Source organism: Anaerococcus porci (genome assembly GCF_034090325.1).
Lineage (GTDB): Bacteria > Bacillota > Clostridia > Tissierellales > Peptoniphilaceae > Anaerococcus > Anaerococcus porci.
Genome location: NZ_JAXDSU010000073.1, coordinates 1 through 18,177, shown reverse-complemented (window position 1 = coordinate 18,177; position 18,177 = coordinate 1). Strand labels below are relative to the sequence as shown.

At 31.2% G+C, this 18,177-nt stretch carries 16 protein-coding genes and 1 pseudogene; 4 read left to right on the top strand and 13 right to left on the bottom strand.

Annotation, left to right across the window (positions count from 1 at the left end):
• Positions 1–25: 25 nt before the first annotated feature.
• The 9 genes from SOR60_RS07975 to pepD all read right to left on the bottom strand — a co-directional run bounded on the left by SOR60_RS07975 (position 26) and on the right by pepD (position 8,806).
• Entirely contained in the window at positions 26–220 is a 195-nt protein-coding gene (locus SOR60_RS07975) for a hypothetical protein (RefSeq protein ID WP_154541704.1), read from the bottom strand.
• The gene (sufU, locus tag SOR60_RS07970; protein WP_154541702.1) at positions 210–650 is read right to left on the bottom strand and encodes a Fe-S cluster assembly sulfur transfer protein SufU; all 441 of its coding nucleotides are present in this window, start codon (positions 648–650) and stop codon (positions 210–212) included. The genes SOR60_RS07975 and sufU overlap by 11 nt, the downstream gene beginning before the upstream one ends.
• On the bottom strand, positions 650–1,870 hold the full coding sequence (locus SOR60_RS07965; protein WP_154541700.1) for an aminotransferase class V-fold PLP-dependent enzyme: 1,221 nt from the start codon (positions 1,868–1,870) through the stop codon (positions 650–652). Before SOR60_RS07965 ends, sufU begins: the two co-directional genes overlap by 1 nt.
• Positions 1,871–2,917 carry a SufD family Fe-S cluster assembly protein gene (locus SOR60_RS07960; protein ID WP_176269847.1) on the bottom strand — a complete coding sequence of 349 codons (1,047 nt, stop codon included), beginning with the start codon at positions 2,915–2,917 and terminating at the stop codon, positions 1,871–1,873.
• On the bottom strand, positions 2,917–4,347 hold the full coding sequence (gene sufB / locus SOR60_RS07955) for a Fe-S cluster assembly protein SufB (protein WP_154541696.1): 1,431 nt from the start codon (positions 4,345–4,347) through the stop codon (positions 2,917–2,919). Before sufB ends, SOR60_RS07960 begins: the two co-directional genes overlap by 1 nt.
• Positions 4,334–5,065, bottom strand: coding sequence for a Fe-S cluster assembly ATPase SufC (gene sufC, locus SOR60_RS07950; protein ID WP_154541694.1), 732 nt, complete (start codon positions 5,063–5,065; stop codon positions 4,334–4,336). The genes sufB and sufC overlap by 14 nt, the downstream gene beginning before the upstream one ends.
• Before the next feature lie 154 nt (positions 5,066–5,219).
• Positions 5,220–6,737 carry a bifunctional metallophosphatase/5'-nucleotidase gene (locus tag SOR60_RS07945; RefSeq protein ID WP_320595642.1) on the bottom strand — a complete coding sequence of 506 codons (1,518 nt, stop codon included), beginning with the start codon at positions 6,735–6,737 and terminating at the stop codon, positions 5,220–5,222.
• 88 nt (positions 6,738–6,825) lie between these two features.
• Entirely contained in the window at positions 6,826–7,092 is a 267-nt protein-coding gene (locus SOR60_RS07940) for an HPr family phosphocarrier protein (RefSeq protein WP_154541690.1), read from the bottom strand.
• 295 nt (positions 7,093–7,387) lie between these two features.
• Positions 7,388–8,806, bottom strand: coding sequence for a beta-Ala-His dipeptidase (gene pepD / locus SOR60_RS07935; protein ID WP_320595641.1), 1,419 nt, complete (start codon positions 8,804–8,806; stop codon positions 7,388–7,390).
• Positions 8,807–8,954: 148 nt separating this feature from the next.
• Here pepD and SOR60_RS07930 point away from each other — a divergent pair, with 148 nt between their 5' ends.
• From SOR60_RS07930 to SOR60_RS07915, 4 genes are read left to right on the top strand one after another with little or no spacing between them, the layout of a single operon-like run.
• A complete protein-coding gene (locus tag SOR60_RS07930) occupies positions 8,955–10,004 on the top strand; it encodes a D-alanine--D-alanine ligase family protein (RefSeq protein ID WP_154541686.1) in 1,050 nt (349 codons plus the stop codon).
• Complete coding sequence (locus SOR60_RS07925) at positions 9,997–11,376, top strand: UDP-N-acetylmuramoyl-tripeptide--D-alanyl-D-alanine ligase (protein WP_176269852.1); 1,380 nt, start codon at positions 9,997–9,999, stop codon at positions 11,374–11,376. Before SOR60_RS07930 ends, SOR60_RS07925 begins: the two co-directional genes overlap by 8 nt.
• A gap of 31 nt (positions 11,377–11,407) precedes the next feature.
• The gene (locus tag SOR60_RS07920) at positions 11,408–12,340 is read left to right on the top strand and encodes a 1-phosphofructokinase family hexose kinase (protein ID WP_154541682.1); all 933 of its coding nucleotides are present in this window, start codon (positions 11,408–11,410) and stop codon (positions 12,338–12,340) included.
• 21 nt (positions 12,341–12,361) lie between these two features.
• The gene (locus SOR60_RS07915; protein ID WP_320595640.1) at positions 12,362–13,606 is read left to right on the top strand and encodes a YkvI family membrane protein; all 1,245 of its coding nucleotides are present in this window, start codon (positions 12,362–12,364) and stop codon (positions 13,604–13,606) included.
• 75 nt (positions 13,607–13,681) lie between these two features.
• Here SOR60_RS07915 and mgtE read toward each other — a convergent pair whose 3' ends face one another.
• The 4 genes and pseudogenes from mgtE to SOR60_RS07895 form a co-directional block, all read right to left on the bottom strand.
• Positions 13,682–15,040, bottom strand: a complete 1,359-nt coding sequence (gene mgtE / locus SOR60_RS07910; RefSeq protein WP_154541678.1) for a magnesium transporter — start codon at positions 15,038–15,040, stop codon at positions 13,682–13,684.
• Between the two features lie 4 nt (positions 15,041–15,044).
• Complete coding sequence (locus SOR60_RS07905) at positions 15,045–16,247, bottom strand: S41 family peptidase (RefSeq protein WP_320595639.1); 1,203 nt, start codon at positions 16,245–16,247, stop codon at positions 15,045–15,047.
• Between the two features lie 454 nt (positions 16,248–16,701).
• On the bottom strand, positions 16,702–17,286 hold the full coding sequence (locus tag SOR60_RS07900) for a DJ-1 family glyoxalase III (protein WP_154541674.1): 585 nt from the start codon (positions 17,284–17,286) through the stop codon (positions 16,702–16,704).
• Between the two features lie 557 nt (positions 17,287–17,843).
• A pseudogene (locus SOR60_RS07895) lies at positions 17,844–18,177 on the bottom strand (hypothetical protein); the annotation flags it as partial.

The window sequence follows — 18,177 nt, the reverse complement described above, 5'->3', positions numbered from 1 at the left end:
TTCTGATTGATAGGTTCAATTCATTTTACCTACTCTCTTTTTTGATTTTTTTATATTTTAAATATGAATTTGCTGCCATAAGTATTGTTACTAAAACTAATATCCACCAAAATGGTCTCCCCTTCCAATACTGGATTACTGTGAGTATTATAAGCAAAATTAAACTTATTAGACTAGTTAAAAATTCAAGACTTTTATAGTCTTTTATATTATTTTTCATCTTTTTCTATAACTTCTTCCAAAGTCTTCCAAGATAAAAGTGCACATTTTACCCTCTGAGGCATATTGGAAATATTTTGGAAAGCTGCTGCATCTCCAATTTTTTCCAAATCTTCATCACTTACGTCTTCTCTTTTAATCATGGCAATATAAATTTTCGCCATTTCTTTAGCTTCTTCTAGTGTTTTTCCAACAATTTCATCACACATTACAGATGTTGCAGCTTGACTTATAGCACATCCATGACCAGTAAAGGCGGCATCTGTAATTTTGTTTTTATCTTCATCATATTTTAATTCTAAAACTATCTCATCTCCACATGAAGGATTGTGTCCTGGCTCCTTTATATCAGGAGCTTCTAATGTTCTTTTATTTCTTGGATTTCTAGAATTTTCTAAAATAACTTGGGTGTATATATCATTTAAGTCCATTATAATCCCATTACCTTTCTTACATTTTTAAGCTCTTTTGCAAAATATTCTACTTCTTCTTTAGTATTATATATTGCAAATGAAGCTCTGCAAGTTGAAGATACACCTAAATAGGTATGAAGCGGCATAGCACAGTGGTGACCACTTCTTACAGCAATCCCATTCATATCAAGGATTGAGGCAATATCATGGGGATGTATATCACAGAAAGCAAAGGATAAAACTGAACCTGTATTTCTTTTTTCTGGGAAAAATATTTTTATATTATCTATATCTTTTATAAGGTCATAGGCATATCTTACAAGTTCATTTTCGTGTTCATATATATTATCTATTCCAATTTCATTTATAAAGTCAATAGCTGCTGAAAGTCCTACAACTCCTCCAACATCTTGAGTTCCCGCTTCAAATCTTTGAGCTGGTTTTGCAAAAGTTGATTCTTGTTCATAGACATATTCAATCATATCTCCACCAAGGTTATAAGGCTTAAGATTTTCCAAAAGACTATATTTCCCAAATAAAATACCAATTCCTAATGGCGCATACATTTTATGCCCTGAAAAAGCAAGAAAATCACAATCAATATCTTTAACATCTATAGCCTTGTGAGCTGCAAGCTGGCAAGCATCAACTATAGAAATAGCTCCTACTTCATGGGCAAGCTTAGTAATCTTTTTTACATCGGTCATCTCACCTGTTACATTCGATGACGCAGTTATTGCTACAATCTTAGTTTTATTTGTAATCTTATCACGAAGCTGATTATAATCTAAAGAAAAGTCTTCGTTTAGGTAAACATACTTTAAAACAGCACCCTTTTCTTTGGCAACTCTTTGCCAAGGTACAAGATTTGCATGGTGTTCTAGAATTGATATTAATATCTCATCACCTTCTTTTAAATTTTCACTTGCATAAGAATAAGCAAGAAGATTTAAAGACTCTGTTGCATTTCTTGTATATATTATCTCTTCAGGTCTATTAGCATTTATGAAATTTCTAATTTTTTCTCTAGTTTTTTCATAAACTTCTGTAGCCTTCCAAGAAAGATAATGTGAGCCCCTATGAGGGTTTGCATTTGAATACTTATAGTAATCTGCTTGAGCATTTATTACTGAAAGTGGTTTTTGGCTTGTAGCTGCTGAATCTAGATATATGACTTTTTTCCCGGTTTTTTCTGCATCCAAAAATGGAAATTCATTTCTTATTTTTTCTATATTCATCTAATCCCTCGTATTCATTGTGTGTATTTTATACCTTAACTTTTCTCTTAATTCTTTATGATCTACCTTATCAATAGTAGGTGCAAAATTTGCTTCAAGCATCAAGCTTTCAGCCTTTTTCTTAGAAAATCCTCTACTCATAATATAAAATAACATTGATTTATTAAGTCTACCCACACTTGCAGCGTGCTCACCTGCCACGTCTTTTTCTTCATTTAATAAAACTGGCGCTGACCTATTTATAGCATCTGAGCTAAGCATCATAGCATAATCACCTATCTTGCCATCAGCTTTTATGCAACCTCTTTTAAGATCAACTACACCCTTCCACCTTTTTTCAGCCTTACCTTTTAAAGCCCCATTAAATAGGCAGTTTGATGAAGTTATTTCACCTTTATGTTCATTAAAGCTAGCTATATCTAAGAATTCATTCTTGTCTTTAAAGTAAATTCCATTTTCTTCAAGACTTGATTCATTTCCATCTAGGAAGTTTTTTATAGAAACATAAGATTCATCTGCTTGTAGTTCTATATAAGATATATCAAGTTTTGCCCTATCATTTATAATTGATGATATTTGTTGGAAATTTGAAGAATTTTCTTGTATATCAACTACTACAACAAGCTTGACAAAGGAGTCTTCATCAAGATTAACCCTTATCAAGGAATTTATAATACTTTTTGTCTTTTCAGATTGGGAAAAGTTAAGTAAAAATGAAGATTTTGAATTTTTTCTGGCATTTATATCTATTTTTGTTACAAGTTGATTCGACTTTGAATCAAGGTTAAGATTTATAAATTCAAGTCCACTTTCTCCTTCAATCTCCCTATATATATTAAGGTTATTAAATTCTTTATTTTCTTTTAAGAAAGCTTCTGAAAGTCCATATGTCTTTGGTGCAAATACCTCATCAAGATTTTTATTTTCTTTATTTGAACATTCTTTATTAAGGTATTTTTTAAATTCATTTATACTTGGAGCTTTTTCACTGTAATTTAATTTTGTATAAGACCAAGTAGGTTCTCTCATTACATTTACTTTTTCCATCAGCCATTAGCTCCTTCCAATTCCATATCTATTAGATTATTCATCTCTACTGCATATTCTAATGGTAATTCCTTGGCAACTGGTTCTGCAAACCCTCTAACTATCATGGACTTAGCCTCGTTTTCTGGAATACCCCTACTCATTAGGTAAAATATTTGTTTTTGGTCTAAAGAGCCAATTTTTGCTTCGTGACCACAGTCCACTTCATCATTTCTTATATCAAGAGTTGGTATTGTATCAGACTTAGACTCTCGTGAAAGCATTAAGTTTTCACAATCTATAGTAGATTTTGAACCCTTTGCTTTTTTACCGATTTTTACATATGATCTTGTCATAGACTTACCACTTCCTTGAGTTATAGACTTTGTAAGGGCTGTAGAGTAAGTGTTTGGTGCGTTATGAATCATTGAACAACCATTATCTATATATTGTCCATCTGATGCAAAGGTAATTCCTGTATACTCTGCCCTAGCTCCTTCTCCATTAAGAACAGTTGTAGGATAAAGCATGGATACTTTTGAACCAAATGAACCTGATATCCATTCAACTTTACCATTTTCTTCCACTATAGCTCTTTTTGTATTTAGATTATACATATTTCTAGACCAGTTTTCTATTGTAGAAAACCTAACATCTGCATCTTTGTGAACAAAAATCTCTACACTACCTGCATGTAGGTTTACTACGTTGTACCTTGGTGCAGAACATCCCTCTATAAAATGAACTTTTGCACCTTCTTCTGCAATTATCATGGTATGTTCAAATTGTCCTGCTCCAGGAGCGTTAAGTCTGTAGTAGGATTGAAGTGGTATGTCTACATTTACTCCTTTTGGAACATAAATTAAAGATCCACCTGACCAAACTGCTCCATGTAAAGCTGCATACTTGTGTAGTGTTGGTGGAATTGCTCTTTGAAAATATTTATGAACTATGTCTTCATGCTTTTTTAAAGCCGTATCAAAGTCTGTAAAAATTACACCTTGGTCTGATAAATGTTTTTGAATTGAGTGATAAACTTCCTCACTATCATATTGAGCACCTACACCTGCAAGAGATTCTTGCTCCGCTTGAGGTATTCCAAGCCTATCAAATGTATCCTTTATCTCTTTAGGTAGGGCATCCCAATTGTCCTTTTTATCAGTTTTAGGCTTAACATAGGTTGTTATATCCTCTATATTAAGCTCAGATAGGTCTGGTCCCCATAGTGGATTTGCTGTTTTTTCGAAAATTAAAAGTGATTGTAGTCTTCTTTTACGCATCCACTCTGGTTCATTCTTCTTTCTTGATAACTGCTCCACAATTTCTCTATTTAAACCCTTATCAGATATATCAGAGTATTCAAACTTATCAATAACATCATAGATGCCCCTATCTATATCCTTAAAGCTTGATTCATCAAATTTCTTTTCTGTCATATTAAACCCACTCATATCCTTCTTTTTCAATTTTTTCCATTAATGATGCATCTGATGTGTATTTAATTTTTCCATCTTTAAGAACATGAACATAGTCTACGTCGATATTTGCTAAAAGCTCATTGTGGTGAGTTACTACTATAACTGCATTATCTTCTGATAAATAATTTTTAATTCCTTCGCTTACTATCCTTACCGCATCAACATCAAGACCTGAGTCTGTCTCATCGAGCATAGCAAGTTTTGGATTTAGGATTTTAAGTTGTAAGATTTCAGACTTCTTTCTTTCTCCTCCTGAAAATCCAACATTTACATATCTATAAGCATATTCTTCAGAAAGTTTTAATTCTTCCATTTCCTTCTTTAATTCCTTGTTAAAGCCTAAAATTGAAGGTTTTTTTCCTGTAACTTCTTCTTTGGCTTGTTTTAAGAAATCTCCAAGCCTAACACCTGAAATTGCATCTGGTGATTGGAAGGACATAAAAATTCCAGCTTTTGCTCTCTTGTCTGTTGTAAGGTCTGTAATGTCTTCACCTTCAAAATAAATTTTTCCTTCTGTTACATCATAAATCGGATTTGCCATGATAGCATTCATTAGGGTAGATTTACCTGACCCATTTGAACCCATAATTACATGAACTTCACCTGCATTTACCTTTAAATCTATTCCTTTTAATATTTCAGTATCATCTACTGAAACATGTAAATTTTCAACTTTTAATAATTCTTTCATTATAATACCTCTTTAAATAAGTTTAAGAAAAAACAAATATTCCTATATTTTCATAAATATAATATTTCTGTTAAATTATACCATTTTTACCAGCTTTATACATTATAAAGTATACTACTTTAGTATGAATTGTCAAAACTTGAAATTTTAACATTTATCTTATAAATTTGAAATTAATTTTCCTATCTGCTTTTATATAATCTTCTCTTTTAACATAATCTATTAACATTCTATTTATAGGCTTATCTACAGAATAAATAATCTCTTTTCCCTTAAACATCCAATAATCTCCTCCACCCAAGGCCCTATATTGGTTAGTAACAAGCTTAAATTTGTCATCATCTTTTACTTCTTTTCCCTTATATTTTAAGCTTACTAGTCTTTGATTGAGCGATTTATTTAAGTCATAAATATATTCTATACCATAATAAAAATCATAATTGTAGCATTTTATTTTAGGTTTAAGATAGGACTCATTTACCTCAAAGTCTCCATTTTTCTTAATGAAGTACATCGAATTTAAGCAAAGAGCCTCTTTAAGCTCTCTTCCATTAATTTCAATTACTGCAAGAGTATTATTGAAAGGATAGTTGTTTAGTATATCCCTTCTTGCAATATTTTTGCCAAGTCCAGGTGCCTCCATAAGAAATATGGCAGTAGAAGAAATATCAGCATCTGAATTTTCTAGTTGAACCTTATTTACAAAATTAGGATAAGGATGTCCATGAAATCTTGCATAATTTGTATCTAAAATTCTAAGGTCATCTCCTACCCCCAATTCTTCATTTAACCAATCTGCCATCGATTCTTCTATCTGGGGGGGGGGCGGGGGGGTGGGGGTGGGGTCGTCTACAAACCTTGTGTCTTTTAAAGATACTTCTTTATTTATAATGTTTTTATCATCATCAAGTAAAATCTCAACCTTTCCCAAAAACTCTCCTCTATAGCCTGGCTGACAAATAGCTACATCATCAATTATTTGAGATAATTTTCTATGTTGATGGCCTGTAAGAATTACATCAATTCCTGGAATTTCCTTTAAGATTCTATACCCTTCATTCTCTCCGATATTAGTATCAGTTATCTCCCCTGTTTCAAGATCTTTTTCAAAACCTCCATGGTAAGCTATTACTAAAATATCTACCTTATCTCTTAATTTTTCTGAAAGCTCTTTTGCCTTTTCAAAGGCTGATTCAAAAAAAAGATCCTTGATATTATCCTCTAATTCCCAATTTTTTATATACTGCGTTGAAAGCCCAATAATCCCAATTTTTATTCCATTTTTTTCAATTACCTCATACTCTTTTGCAAAATCTTTGCCATTTTCTTTGATATTTGCACAAAGGTATGGAAAGTTACAGGATTTCATATATTTCTTTACATAGTCTTTACCATAGTTAAAACCATGATTTCCTAAAACTCCTATATCATATCCAATAGTATTTAGAATATTTGCAAGATATGATATATTTGAACTTTCATATACATATTCAGCAAGGACTGATCCTTGAATAAAATCACCCAAATCTATTAAGAGTGTATTCTCATCTTTTTCTTCTTCAATAATAGTAGAAAGTTTACTTAGGCCAATGTTTTTTTCTTCCTTACTAATATAGTCAGTAGGGAAAATATAGCCATGAAGGTCACTTGTAAACAAAAGTTTTATTTTCATAAGCCCTCCTTTTCTAGCAAAAAAAAACACTTTTTATAAAAGTGTTCTCTTATAATAAGTATTTTATTTTATTTAAACTATATTTCAACTAATAATCGCTTAATTCATTTTCAACTAAATCAACTAAAGCTTGAACCGCTTCTTTTTCACCTTCTCCTTGAGCTTTTATAGTAATCTCATCACCCTTACCAGCACTCATAGAAAGTACAGACATAATAGATTTAGCATTATAAGATCTGCCATCTTTTTCAACATTTATATCACAAGCATGTTTCACTGCTTCTCTAATAAAGATTGATGCAGGTCTAGCGTGTAAACCGATTTCATTTACAAGCGTGACTTTTTCCTCGTACATAATTCCTCCATTAATTCGTTGCTATTTCAAAATAGTATAATCTTAGACTTTATTTATATAATAGATTCTTTAGTTATTATTATACACGTTTTTATAATAAAAACAATAGCAAACGATTTTACAAAATCTTTCTTGCGTTAATGTATAAAATAACTCAGCCTATATACTATCATTTGTAATCTTTTCTAGAATTTATTATATCACTAAAAAAATATTTGACAAAACTTTTTTATATATTTTCGCAAAATAAATATAAAGAGGGTCATTATCCCTCTTTATTTTATCCATTTATAAATCAATCTAATCTTTTTAATAATTCTAATAAGAATTTATAGTTATTTTTAGTAGATTCTATATTAAGCCTCTCATCTGTAGAATGAGCACCTTCAATCTCTGGACCAAATGATACCATTTGGGTATCTTTTAAATCTTGTTTTAAAAGTCCACACTCAAGTCCACCATGAGTTGTTAGAACTTTTGGATTGTATCCAAATAAGTCCTTCCATGTTTTAATCATTTTCTCAAGTAATATACTGTCTTCTCTTTCCCATCCAGGATATTCATTGTGAGAATATAGTTCTGCCCCATAGACTTTAACTTGCTTTTTAATTTGGTCACGTCTTGCTCTTTTTGCTGATGTAACTTCACTTCTAGTAAGTACTATAAAAATAATCTTATCCTCATCTTCATCTATAAGACCAAGGTTTGAACTTGTTACAAGAGAGCCCTTATATTTTTTGACAACTCCATCAGATACTGCTAATACTGCATCTGTCATTCTTTGAGATAAATCCTTTGATAAAACTTTACTTCTCTTTTCTACACTTTTAATTTTTATCTCACCCTTTGGATCAGAACCTTTATATTCATGAAGAATTTCTTCTTTTACTTCTTCTAACTTTTTAAGAGATTTATCAAGGTTTTTAACTTCTATTATAGCCCTACTTTGGGATGGTATAGCATTTCTCTTAACTCCACCTGAAACTTCTGCAATTCTTACATCTTCTAGACTATCTATCATACGGAAAAGTCCTTTAATAGCATTTAGTCTATACTTATCAATTTCCATTCCTGAGTGACCGCCTTGGAAATTCTTTAGTTCAATTTCTACAAAGTCTCCATCAGATTTTTCATATTCTTTATCAAATGAAAATTCTATATCCATTCCCCCAGCACATCCTACAGTGAGAATTCCATTTTCTTCACTATCTATATTTAATAGATATTTTGGATTTTCTAGTTTATCTGTATCTAAGTTATTAACACCAACCATTGATGTTTCCTCACCTGTAGTTATGAGAACTGAAATTGGACCATGTTCTATCTTATCATCATCTAAAATAGCAAGGGCAAAGGCTAAAGCTATCCCATCGTCTGCTCCAAGTGTTGTAGCCTCTGCTGTAAGCCATTGTCCATCAAGTAAAAGTTTGATTGGATCTTTTTTAAAATCATGATCTGATCCATCTTCTTTCACAGCCACCATATCCATATGACCTTGAAGCAATACTGAAGGATAATCTTCATAACCTGGACTTGCTTCTTTTTTTATAAAAACATTTAAGACATCATCTTGCCAATATTCTAAGTTTCTTTCTTTAGCAAAGTTTACTAGGAAATCTGATATTTCCTTTTCATTTCCACTTTCTCTTGGTATTTTGGATATTTCTCCAAACCAATGAAATACTTCTTTTGGTTCTAAATCTTTATATTCCATATTACCTCCTAATATCCTACCAATACTATACTAGTATTGACTAAAATATAAAAGCATCTGACAAAGTTGAATCTCCCATAAGTCTTTTATTTGCCCTATATTCTAATATGTAGTAAAATTTTTATATAAAATTAATGTGGAGAGATATATGATTAATACTTATTTATTATGTGGAGGTCCTTCAAGTGAGCATGATATTTCCCTAAGGAGTGCCCTCAACATTTCAAAAAATTTAAACAAAGACAAATATAAACTAAAAATTGTTTATGTTAACAAAAAAGGATGCTTTTCAAAAGCTTTTGACTTTTATGAAACAGATGATGAATTTGACTTAGTTAAGGATTGTAAAGATAACCTTCTTGAATCAATCTCTGATTTCTTATTAGATATAAAAGACCTTGATAAGGATAAATTGATGATAATTCCATGTATCCATGGAACATATGGCGAAGACGGAACTATTCAAGGTTTTTTAGACTGTCTTGATGTTGCTTATATTGGAAATGGTCTTTTATCATCATCAGTATGTATGGATAAGGTTACAGCTAATGATATTTTTGAAAAAAACAAATTATCACAGGCAAGATACCTTTATGCAAAAAAAGATTCTTTTGATGACAATTTTATAAAAAAATGTGTAGAATATATAAAATTTCCTATGATTGTAAAACCTTCTGCCAATGGTTCATCAGTAGGAGTAAATAAGGCAGAAAATATTGAAGATTTAAAAGAATATGGAAAAGAAGCACTAAAATATGATGAAAAAATTCTTGTTGAAGAGGCTATTCGAGGTCAAGAAGTTGAAATCGCAGTAATTGGAGATATTAACCCTAAAGCAAGTAGACCAGGTGCCTATACAACTGACCATGTATTTCTAGACTATGATGCCAAATACTTTGATAAGTCTACCAAAGAAGCCCTTCCTTATGAAATGGACGAAGATGATGAAAAAAGGCTTAAAGACTTTGCAATAAAATGCTATAAGGCTTGTGATTGTGAAGGATTTGCAAGAGTTGACATATTTTATAGAGACCATGACTTCTTTATAAATGAAATAAATACCTTCCCAGGTTTCACACCTTCATCATTTTTTGCAAGACTTTGTGAAATTTCCTTTGGCCTAAATTTTACAGAAGTTTTAGACCTACTTATAGATGAAGGTTTTAAAAGATATAAAAAAGGAGTTTTAAATGATTGAAAGAACGCTAGGTCACATTTGTAAGATGCTTGGTGGAGAAATTTCAGATCCATCATCTTCTGATGTTATTATTAGAGGAGTTTCTATAGACTCTAGAACTATACAAAATGGAAATCTTTATATACCCATAGTTGGTGAAAAATTTGATGGTAGAATCTTTATAGAAGAATGTGAAAAAGCTGGAGCTCCTTGCTTTTTGATAGATAAAAATTTCAAGGTTCCAAAGTCAGTCACTATTCCATATTGCATAGTAGATGATACAAAAAAAGCTCTCCAAGACTTAGCCAAAGCTTATAGGAATGAACTTGATATAACAATAATTGCCCTTACAGGTTCAAATGGAAAAACTACAACCAAAAACCTAATACATGCAGTATTATCAGAAAAGTACAGAGTTGAAAAAACTCATGGCAACCTAAATAATGAAATAGGTGTACCAAGAACTATCCTATCATTTTCAGATGATACTGAGATAGGAGTTGTAGAAATGGGTACAGATGATTTTGGAGAAATATCTCTTCTTACAAACATTGCAAGACCTGATATAGCAGCTATAACAAATATAGGTGATGCCCATCTTCTTAAACTTAAAACAAGAGAAGGCATTGCAAAAGCTAAGTTTGAAATAATAGAAGGTTTAAAAGAAGATGGATTATTTATCTACAATGGTGATGACGAAATCCTAAAAAAGGTATTTCCAAACTATAAGCTATCACAAAAAGTCCTAACTTTTGGTCAAAATGATGATGTCGATTTTAAGGTTAAATCTTTAAGTCTTACAAATACTTACACAAGATTTATCTATAAAGATGAGGAATATACCGTTCCACTACTTGGAGCCCACCAAGTTTACAATGCAGCCTTGGCAGTTTTGATTGGAAAAATCTTTGAGCTTTCATACAAAGATATTAACAACGGCCTACTAAAAGCAAGTAATACTGGAAATAGGAATGAACTTATCCAAAGAAATGGCTTTGATATCCTTAATGATGCCTATAAATCTAATCCTCAATCCTTAAGAGAAGGGCTAAACCTTGCAGGAATACTTGATGGATACATGAACAAAATCGCTGTATTAGGAGATATGCTTGAACTTGGAGAGGATGAAGAGAAACTTCACTATGAGTCAGGTCTTGAAATAGATCCTAAAAAAATTGACTATGTTTTATTCTATGGACCTCTTTCAAAACAAATGCACAAGGCAAGCCTTAAAAACTTCTCAAAAAATAGATCTCTTCATTTTGAAAATAAAGATGATTTAATTGACAAGTTAAAGCAAATAATAACAAAATCTAGCCTTGTCTTTGTAAAGGGGTCAAGAGGGCTTCATATGGAAGAAATTATAGAAGCAATTTATAACTTTAGGATATGATTAATATAGAAGTAAAGTTAATGGAGGAATTATGATATACACAGTAACTCTTAACCCGTCAGTTGACGTATTTTTAGAAGTTGAAAATTTTAATTTTGGTGATAAAAATCACGTTTCTAATGAATTTACCCTTCCTGGTGGAAAGGCCATCAATGTTTCTAGAGTTTTAAATCAACTTAACATACCAACTATTGCAACTGGATTTATAGGAGGTCATCAAGGAGCTTTTATAGAAGAATGGTTAGAAAAAGATAAAATCATGACTGATTTTGTTGAAATAAAAGGCTCTAACAGAACAAATATCAAGCTTTTGCTTGATAAAAATGAAACCACAATAAATTCTAAGGGGCCATATATAAGCCATGAGGAAATAAATGAACTTCTTTATTATTTATCAAGGGTTGGCGAAGGTGATACTATAATAATGGGAGGCTCTGTTCCACCTTTAAAAGACAAGTTGGACAATGATATATACTCAAGAATGGTATCTATAGCTAAAGCAAATAGGGCCAACTTTATAGCTGATATTCCGGCGGAATATTTGAAAGACGTTATAAAAGAAAAACCTATCCTTGTTAAGCCTAATAGTGATGACCTAAGTATAATTTTTGATGTTAAAATAGAATCTCTAGAAGATATTGATAAATACGGAAAAAAAATCATAGAAATGGGTGCTCAAAATGCTATAGTATCCTATGGTAAAAAGGGTTCCATGTTCTTTACAAGGGATGGACATTCCTATGTAGCTGAAGAAATTGAAATCAAAAATTTAGTTAATTCTGTATCTTGTCGTGATGCTATGATAGGTGGATTTATTGGAACATTTGTAAGAACAAGTGATCCGCTTGAAGCATATAAGGTAGCGGTTGCTGCTGCTACTGCAACAGCAGAGGTATTAGACTTACCAAGCAGAGAAGAAATTGAAGAAAAAATCAAGAAAGTTGTTATTAATCAATTTTCTTAAAACTTAAGAACTGGAGAAAAAATGAATAAAAAAACAATAAGTATAATGCTAGCCTACGTAGGTGTACTTACAGGAGCAGGACTTGCAAGCGGACAAGAGCTTATGCAATACTTTATATCCTTTGGCACACCAGGACTTTCTGGACTTATTATAGTCGGCGTTTTGCATATACTTATAGGCGGTATTATATTACAACTAGGAAGCCATTATTTAGCAGAAAGCCATATTGATGTCCTTGATGAAATATCAAATAAATATGTGAGTAAATTTATGGACTTTTCCCTTATAGTAAACTGCTTTTTGATGGGATTTGTAATGATAGCAGGAGCAGGTTCAAATCTTAAACAACAATTTGGTTTTAAGGCTTGGGTTGGTGCTCTTATTTGTACCTTACTTATAATCTTTGTTGGAATGCTAGACTTTGAAAAAGTAACCCAAGTTATAGGAGCTTTTACACCACTTATAATTATTTTTGCAATAATCGGAGCAATCTTTACATTTGTTAAAGTAAAACCAAATTGGAATATGCTTAATTCGCTAGGAAAATCACTTCCTAATCCCCTACCAAATATAGGGCTTTCTACAATTAACTATTTTGGTCTATGCATGATGAGTGGCATATCAATGGCATTTGTACTAGGCGGATCTAGAACAAACTCGGCTAAGGCTGGAATTGGTGGAATGTTGGGAGGACTTTTAGTAGCAATACTAACTGGACTTGTGGGATTCACCCTATTTTTTCAGCTGCCAAATGTAAAAGATTCTGATATACCTATGCAAATAGTTTTAGAGGAAATTCACCCATACCTAGGGTTGTTAATGTCAATAATAATATTTGGAATGATATTTAATACTGCCATATCCTTATTTTATGCTGCTGCAAGAAGATTTTCTGATACTGAAAATAAATCTAGAAGAAATCTTGTTATCTTTACCCTTATAGGATTTGCCCTATCATTTTTAGGTTTTAAACAACTTATGTCAGTTCTTTATCCAATATTAGGATTTTTAGGAATGTTCCTTACTACAATTCTTGTTTTATCATGGTTCAATGAAAGAAAAGAAATTAAACATGAAATGAGAAGAAGATTTGGCATTAATGTCCTAACCAAGAGAAAACTAGATGATAGTGAAGAATTTGGAAAAGTGGAAAAAGAAAAACTTGATAGACTTATTGAATCTTCAATAATAGATAATAAAAATATCAAAGAAGCTGTTAATGAAGAAGTAAAAGAAGATCTTAAAGAAAATGAAAAAAACAATTAATCTATAAATACAATAAACGGGGCTGTTGCAAAATTAATAAATTTTGCAACAGCCCCTTTTATAATTAATATTTACCTAGATACCCATTATGATTTTTGCAACTTCAAAGTAGCATAATAAACCAATTGAGTCTACTATAGTTGTTATAAGTGGGCTTGCCATAATGGCTGGGTCAAAGCCGATTTTTTTGGCTCCCATAGGAAGTAGGGCTCCTACAACCTTTGCTATAACTATAATAATAAATATGGTTAGGGCAACTATAAGAGAAACTTCAGAACCTACCTTATCAAATAACATACATTTACCAAAGGCAACTATAGCCATAACTAAACCTATCATTAGTCCTATTTGAAGTTCCTTAAATACCACCTTATACCAATCTTTAAGCTCAACATCACCTGTAGCCATACCACGAATAACTAGAGTTGATGATTGGCTTCCTGCATTTCCACCTGAGTCTGTAAGCATAGGTATAAACATATTAAGAGCTATAATTGACTCTATAACCTGTTGACTTGACTTGAGTATAGTTGATGTAAAAGAAGCTGATATCATCAAAAACATAAGCCAAGGAAGCCTATTTTTGGCAAGCTTAAAGGCTGATGTTGTAGAATACTCTTCTTCGTCTGGAGTAATAGCTGCCATTCTTTGGAAGTCCTCTGTAGCCTCAAGTTCCATTACGTCCATGATATCATCTACTGTGATAATTCCTATAAGACGTCTTTCACTATCTACTACAGGAAGAGCAGTAAAACCATACCTCATAAAAGTTTTGGCAACCTCCTCTTGGTCCTCATAGGCTTCTACACTAATAACATCTTCATACATCAAATCTTTTACTTTTGTATCTGAATCACTAGTTACAATAAGTCTTAGTGAAACATATCCTAGTAAGGATTTTCTCTTACTAGTTACATAACAAGTATATATAGTAACTTTTGTTGAACCAACCTTTTTTATCCTATCTAAAACTTCTTTGCATGTCATTTCTGGCTTTACTTCTACAAATTCTGTAGTCATCAAGCTTCCGGCAGAATCTTCTGGAAATTGCAAAAATTCATTAACCTTTTTACGAGTTTCTGCGTCAGAGTTTTTAAGCATCCTCTTAACTACAGTCGCTGGCATCTCTTCAAGAGTATCTATTACATCATCGAAGTTCAATGCGTTAACTATAGAATCAATTTCAGGATCTGTTATAGAGGTTAAAAGTCTGTGTTTACCCTCATTTTTTAGCTCTGCAAATACTTCTGCTGCATCGTCTTTTCTAAGCAATCTGAAGACAATCAAAGATTGTTCATTGTCAAGATCTGACATAAACTCTTCTATATCTACTGGATTAGTTCTCCTAAGGGAATCCTTTAAATTAGGAATATCCTTAGCCCTCAAAAGCTCTTCAAGCTCTGCAATTCTTTGCTCACTGTTGTAGCTTTCCATATTATCATCCCTTTATATCTTCTAATAAGACCTCTAGGGCCTTTTGAAACTGTTTATCCTTATCAAGATTTTCTATATCTAAGCTAAAGTCTTTGTCATTATCAACCTCTACATCAGGTTTTACACCGATTTTATGGATTTTAGTTTTGTTTGGTGTGAAATATTCACTAATTGTAATCTTTACACCAGTTCCATCTTCAAATGGGAAAATTTTTTGAACAATTCCCTTACCAAATGATGTTTTGCCAACAATCTTAGCCCTAGCTCTATCTTTAAAAGCTCCCGCCAATATTTCAGAAGCTGAAGCGGAATTTTCATTTATAAGCACTGTCATAGGGGTAGTATCAGCTTCACTATCGCTTTTTTCTACTATTTCTTTTCCCTTTTTATCTACAGTAGATACTATAACTCCCTCATCAAGAAATGTATCAGCTATAGCCAAACACACATCTAGGTTTCCACCTGGATTATTCCTTAAATCAAGTACAATACCATTTACATTTTGAGCTTTAACACTTTGAAGTTCTTTTGCAAAATCTTCCTTTGTAACTTCTTCAAATTGTTTTAATTTTATATAGCCAATTTTCTTGTCATCTTTTTCTACGATTTTACTATCAACTGTATCAATCTTAACATTTTCTCTTTTTACATTAAACTCAATTTCTTCAGTTTTTCCATCTTCTTTGAGTCTTAGGACTGTAATCTTAACTTCACTTCCTACATCACCTTTAATCTCGCTTACTGCCTTTTCTAATTCATTTGCACTATAAGACTTATCTCCGACCTTTGTAATGTAATCTCCAGATTTTATCCCAGCTTTTTGTGCAGGAGAATCATCAAATACAGAAATAGCCTTAATATAGCCTTCTTCACTTGCTTGGACAATTACACCAATTCCTGCATATTCTCCATTAACACTTTCCATAAGCTTGTCAAATTCTTCCTTACTATAAAAAGAAGTATAAGGATCATTAAGACTTTCAAACATCCCTCTTAATGATCCATCATATAACTTACTCTCATCATAATCAAATAAGAAATTTTCATCTATAAGCTTTTTCATGGCATCCATCTGAGCCATATGTTTTTGATTTTCCTCACTCATCATAGGGTTATCATTAGATGAGTTTTTGCCCAGAGTAAAACCAGTAAAGCCTACAGCTATAGTTAGCAAAAAAGCTAATAAAACTTTACCTATCTTTTTCATAATACCTCCATACATCTATATTAATTTACTTAAATAAAAAATAAATCCCTTGTATTATTATATTTTAACACATAGAGATTTTTTTTAAAACAAAGTTAAGTAATAAAAGAATTTAGAATTTTGGCTAAAATACACTATAATAAGATATAAAATAAATATATGAAAAAACTTACTTATGCGAAACTAATCTGACGAAAAATCACTAAATCCATAAATATATCTTTAAAAAATATAGTAATAGGATATAATAGCAAATATATTTAATTTAAAATAATATCATATTAACTGTTTTTCATTTCATATATTTATTAAAATAAAAATCTTATAATATTAAGTATTTTATTAGAGTTCTCTATACCTATCACAAATAAGCTGAAAGCAAAAATAAAGCATCTTAACTAAAATATCCTCTTTGATTTAAGAGGACATTTTAATATATACTTTTAAAATTTTATTAATATTTAAATTCAAAATACTTTTCAACGAAATTTTGTTGAATAGTTGGTTTTAAGTTCTCCTTTGCTTCTTCTCCCTTAATCTTTTCTACTAATTTTAAAGCTAGATAAATTGTTGTAGCAGCTCCTCTGGATGTTAAAACATTACCATCTTCTACCACTAACTCATCTTTTTTATATTCTCCAATATCTTTAAGTTCGTCTTCTATAGATGGAAAAGATACACATTTTTTATTTTTTAATACACCTGCCCTATCTAGAACTATTGGACCTGCACAAATCGCAGATATTATTTTTCCTGTATTTTCAAAGTTTTTTACAACTTCAATAACCCTATCGTCATCTCTTAATCTTTCAGCTGCCTTTGTACCTCCTGGTATATAAATAGCAGAGTATTCATCGTTATTTATCTCATCTATTCTCTTATCTGCCTTAATAATAATATCATGAGAGCCACATACATTGAGATCATCTTTTATAGAAGCTGTATCTACTTTTATATCAGCTCTTCTAAGATAATCCACTACTGTAAGAGCTTCTACTTCTTCACAGCCGTCTGCCAAAAATACTAATACTTTTTCCATAATTCCTCCTTTAAAGTTTTCATTATACCTATACCCAAAAAATATTTTTTACAAAAAACCGAAGCTTAGGCCCCGGTTTTAGTAAATGTTATTTTCTTCTTTTTTTGCTAACAAATAAAGCAAATGTACTCGCTATAAGGATTGCAATGATTGCACTTATACTTGTTACACGAGATTTGATATTTTCTGATTTAATTTCTTCTTTAATTTTCTTAAATTTTTTAGTATTTTGAGTTTTTCTAAAACTTTTATTTTCTTTAGCTGATATCTTATCTTTATTTGTATTGTCTATAATGGCTACTATATCATAAATTTCTTTTAACCTTTGGTAATCATTTTCTAATCTTTCAAGCTCAGCTATCTCTCCTTTCCTTGATTATAATAAGGCTGTAGAAACTCAATAAATTATTTATTCATATTATAAGATATTAAATTATATATATTATTATATCATAAATATCTAAAAATCCTATATACATATTCTCCTTATAATTGTAATTCAATATAAAAAAAGAAGGTCATATGACCTTCTTAAAAATTATAGATTAATAAAAATCTTATTTATTTTTTCTTTTCTTTGATGCAAAAAGTCCACTAACAGCGGCAGCTATTGTTGCAACTATACCAGTAGCTGATCCTACTCCTGTTTTTACATTATCAGATTTTTTAACATAATCATTTTTGATTGCTGATTTTTCAGATCTTCTCTTTGGAGATTCTTCTGTTCCTGTAGCTTTAACTTTTTGTTCAACTAAATCACTACCATTAATAGTATCTACTGAATTATCTGGGTAGGTGATTGTTGCTGTTCCATCTTTGCCTACTTCGACTTTTGTTCCTTCTGGGAATTTGTCTTTGTTTGCTTCCTCAATTTTCTTCTTAACTTCTTCT

Excerpts from the sequence above, each read along its gene's own strand:
- SOR60_RS07965 (WP_154541700.1), bottom strand. The coding sequence starts at position 1,870 with ATGAATATAGAAAAAATAAGAAATGAATTTCCATTTTTGGATGCAGAA.
- SOR60_RS07905 (WP_320595639.1), bottom strand. The coding sequence starts at position 16,247 with ATGAAAAAGATAGGTAAAGTTTTATTAGCTTTTTTGCTAACTATAGCT.
- sufC (WP_154541694.1), bottom strand. The coding sequence starts at position 5,065 with ATGAAAGAATTATTAAAAGTTGAAAATTTACATGTTTCAGTAGATGAT.
- mgtE (WP_154541678.1), bottom strand. The coding sequence starts at position 15,040 with ATGGAAAGCTACAACAGTGAGCAAAGAATTGCAGAGCTTGAAGAGCTT.
- SOR60_RS07975 (WP_154541704.1), bottom strand. The coding sequence starts at position 220 with ATGAAAAATAATATAAAAGACTATAAAAGTCTTGAATTTTTAACTAGT.
- sufB (WP_154541696.1), bottom strand. The coding sequence starts at position 4,347 with ATGAGTGGGTTTAATATGACAGAAAAGAAATTTGATGAATCAAGCTTT.
- SOR60_RS07900 (WP_154541674.1), bottom strand. The coding sequence starts at position 17,286 with ATGGAAAAAGTATTAGTATTTTTGGCAGACGGCTGTGAAGAAGTAGAA.
- SOR60_RS07930 (WP_154541686.1), top strand. The coding sequence starts at position 8,955 with ATGATTAATACTTATTTATTATGTGGAGGTCCTTCAAGTGAGCATGAT.
- SOR60_RS07945 (WP_320595642.1), bottom strand. The coding sequence starts at position 6,737 with ATGAAAATAAAACTTTTGTTTACAAGTGACCTTCATGGCTATATTTTC.
- SOR60_RS07925 (WP_176269852.1), top strand. The coding sequence starts at position 9,997 with ATGATTGAAAGAACGCTAGGTCACATTTGTAAGATGCTTGGTGGAGAA.
- SOR60_RS07960 (WP_176269847.1), bottom strand. The coding sequence starts at position 2,917 with ATGGAAAAAGTAAATGTAATGAGAGAACCTACTTGGTCTTATACAAAA.
- SOR60_RS07920 (WP_154541682.1), top strand. The coding sequence starts at position 11,408 with ATGATATACACAGTAACTCTTAACCCGTCAGTTGACGTATTTTTAGAA.
- SOR60_RS07915 (WP_320595640.1), top strand. The coding sequence starts at position 12,362 with ATGAATAAAAAAACAATAAGTATAATGCTAGCCTACGTAGGTGTACTT.
- sufU (WP_154541702.1), bottom strand. The coding sequence starts at position 650 with ATGGACTTAAATGATATATACACCCAAGTTATTTTAGAAAATTCTAGA.
- SOR60_RS07940 (WP_154541690.1), bottom strand. The coding sequence starts at position 7,092 with ATGTACGAGGAAAAAGTCACGCTTGTAAATGAAATCGGTTTACACGCT.
- pepD (WP_320595641.1), bottom strand. The coding sequence starts at position 8,806 with ATGGAATATAAAGATTTAGAACCAAAAGAAGTATTTCATTGGTTTGGA.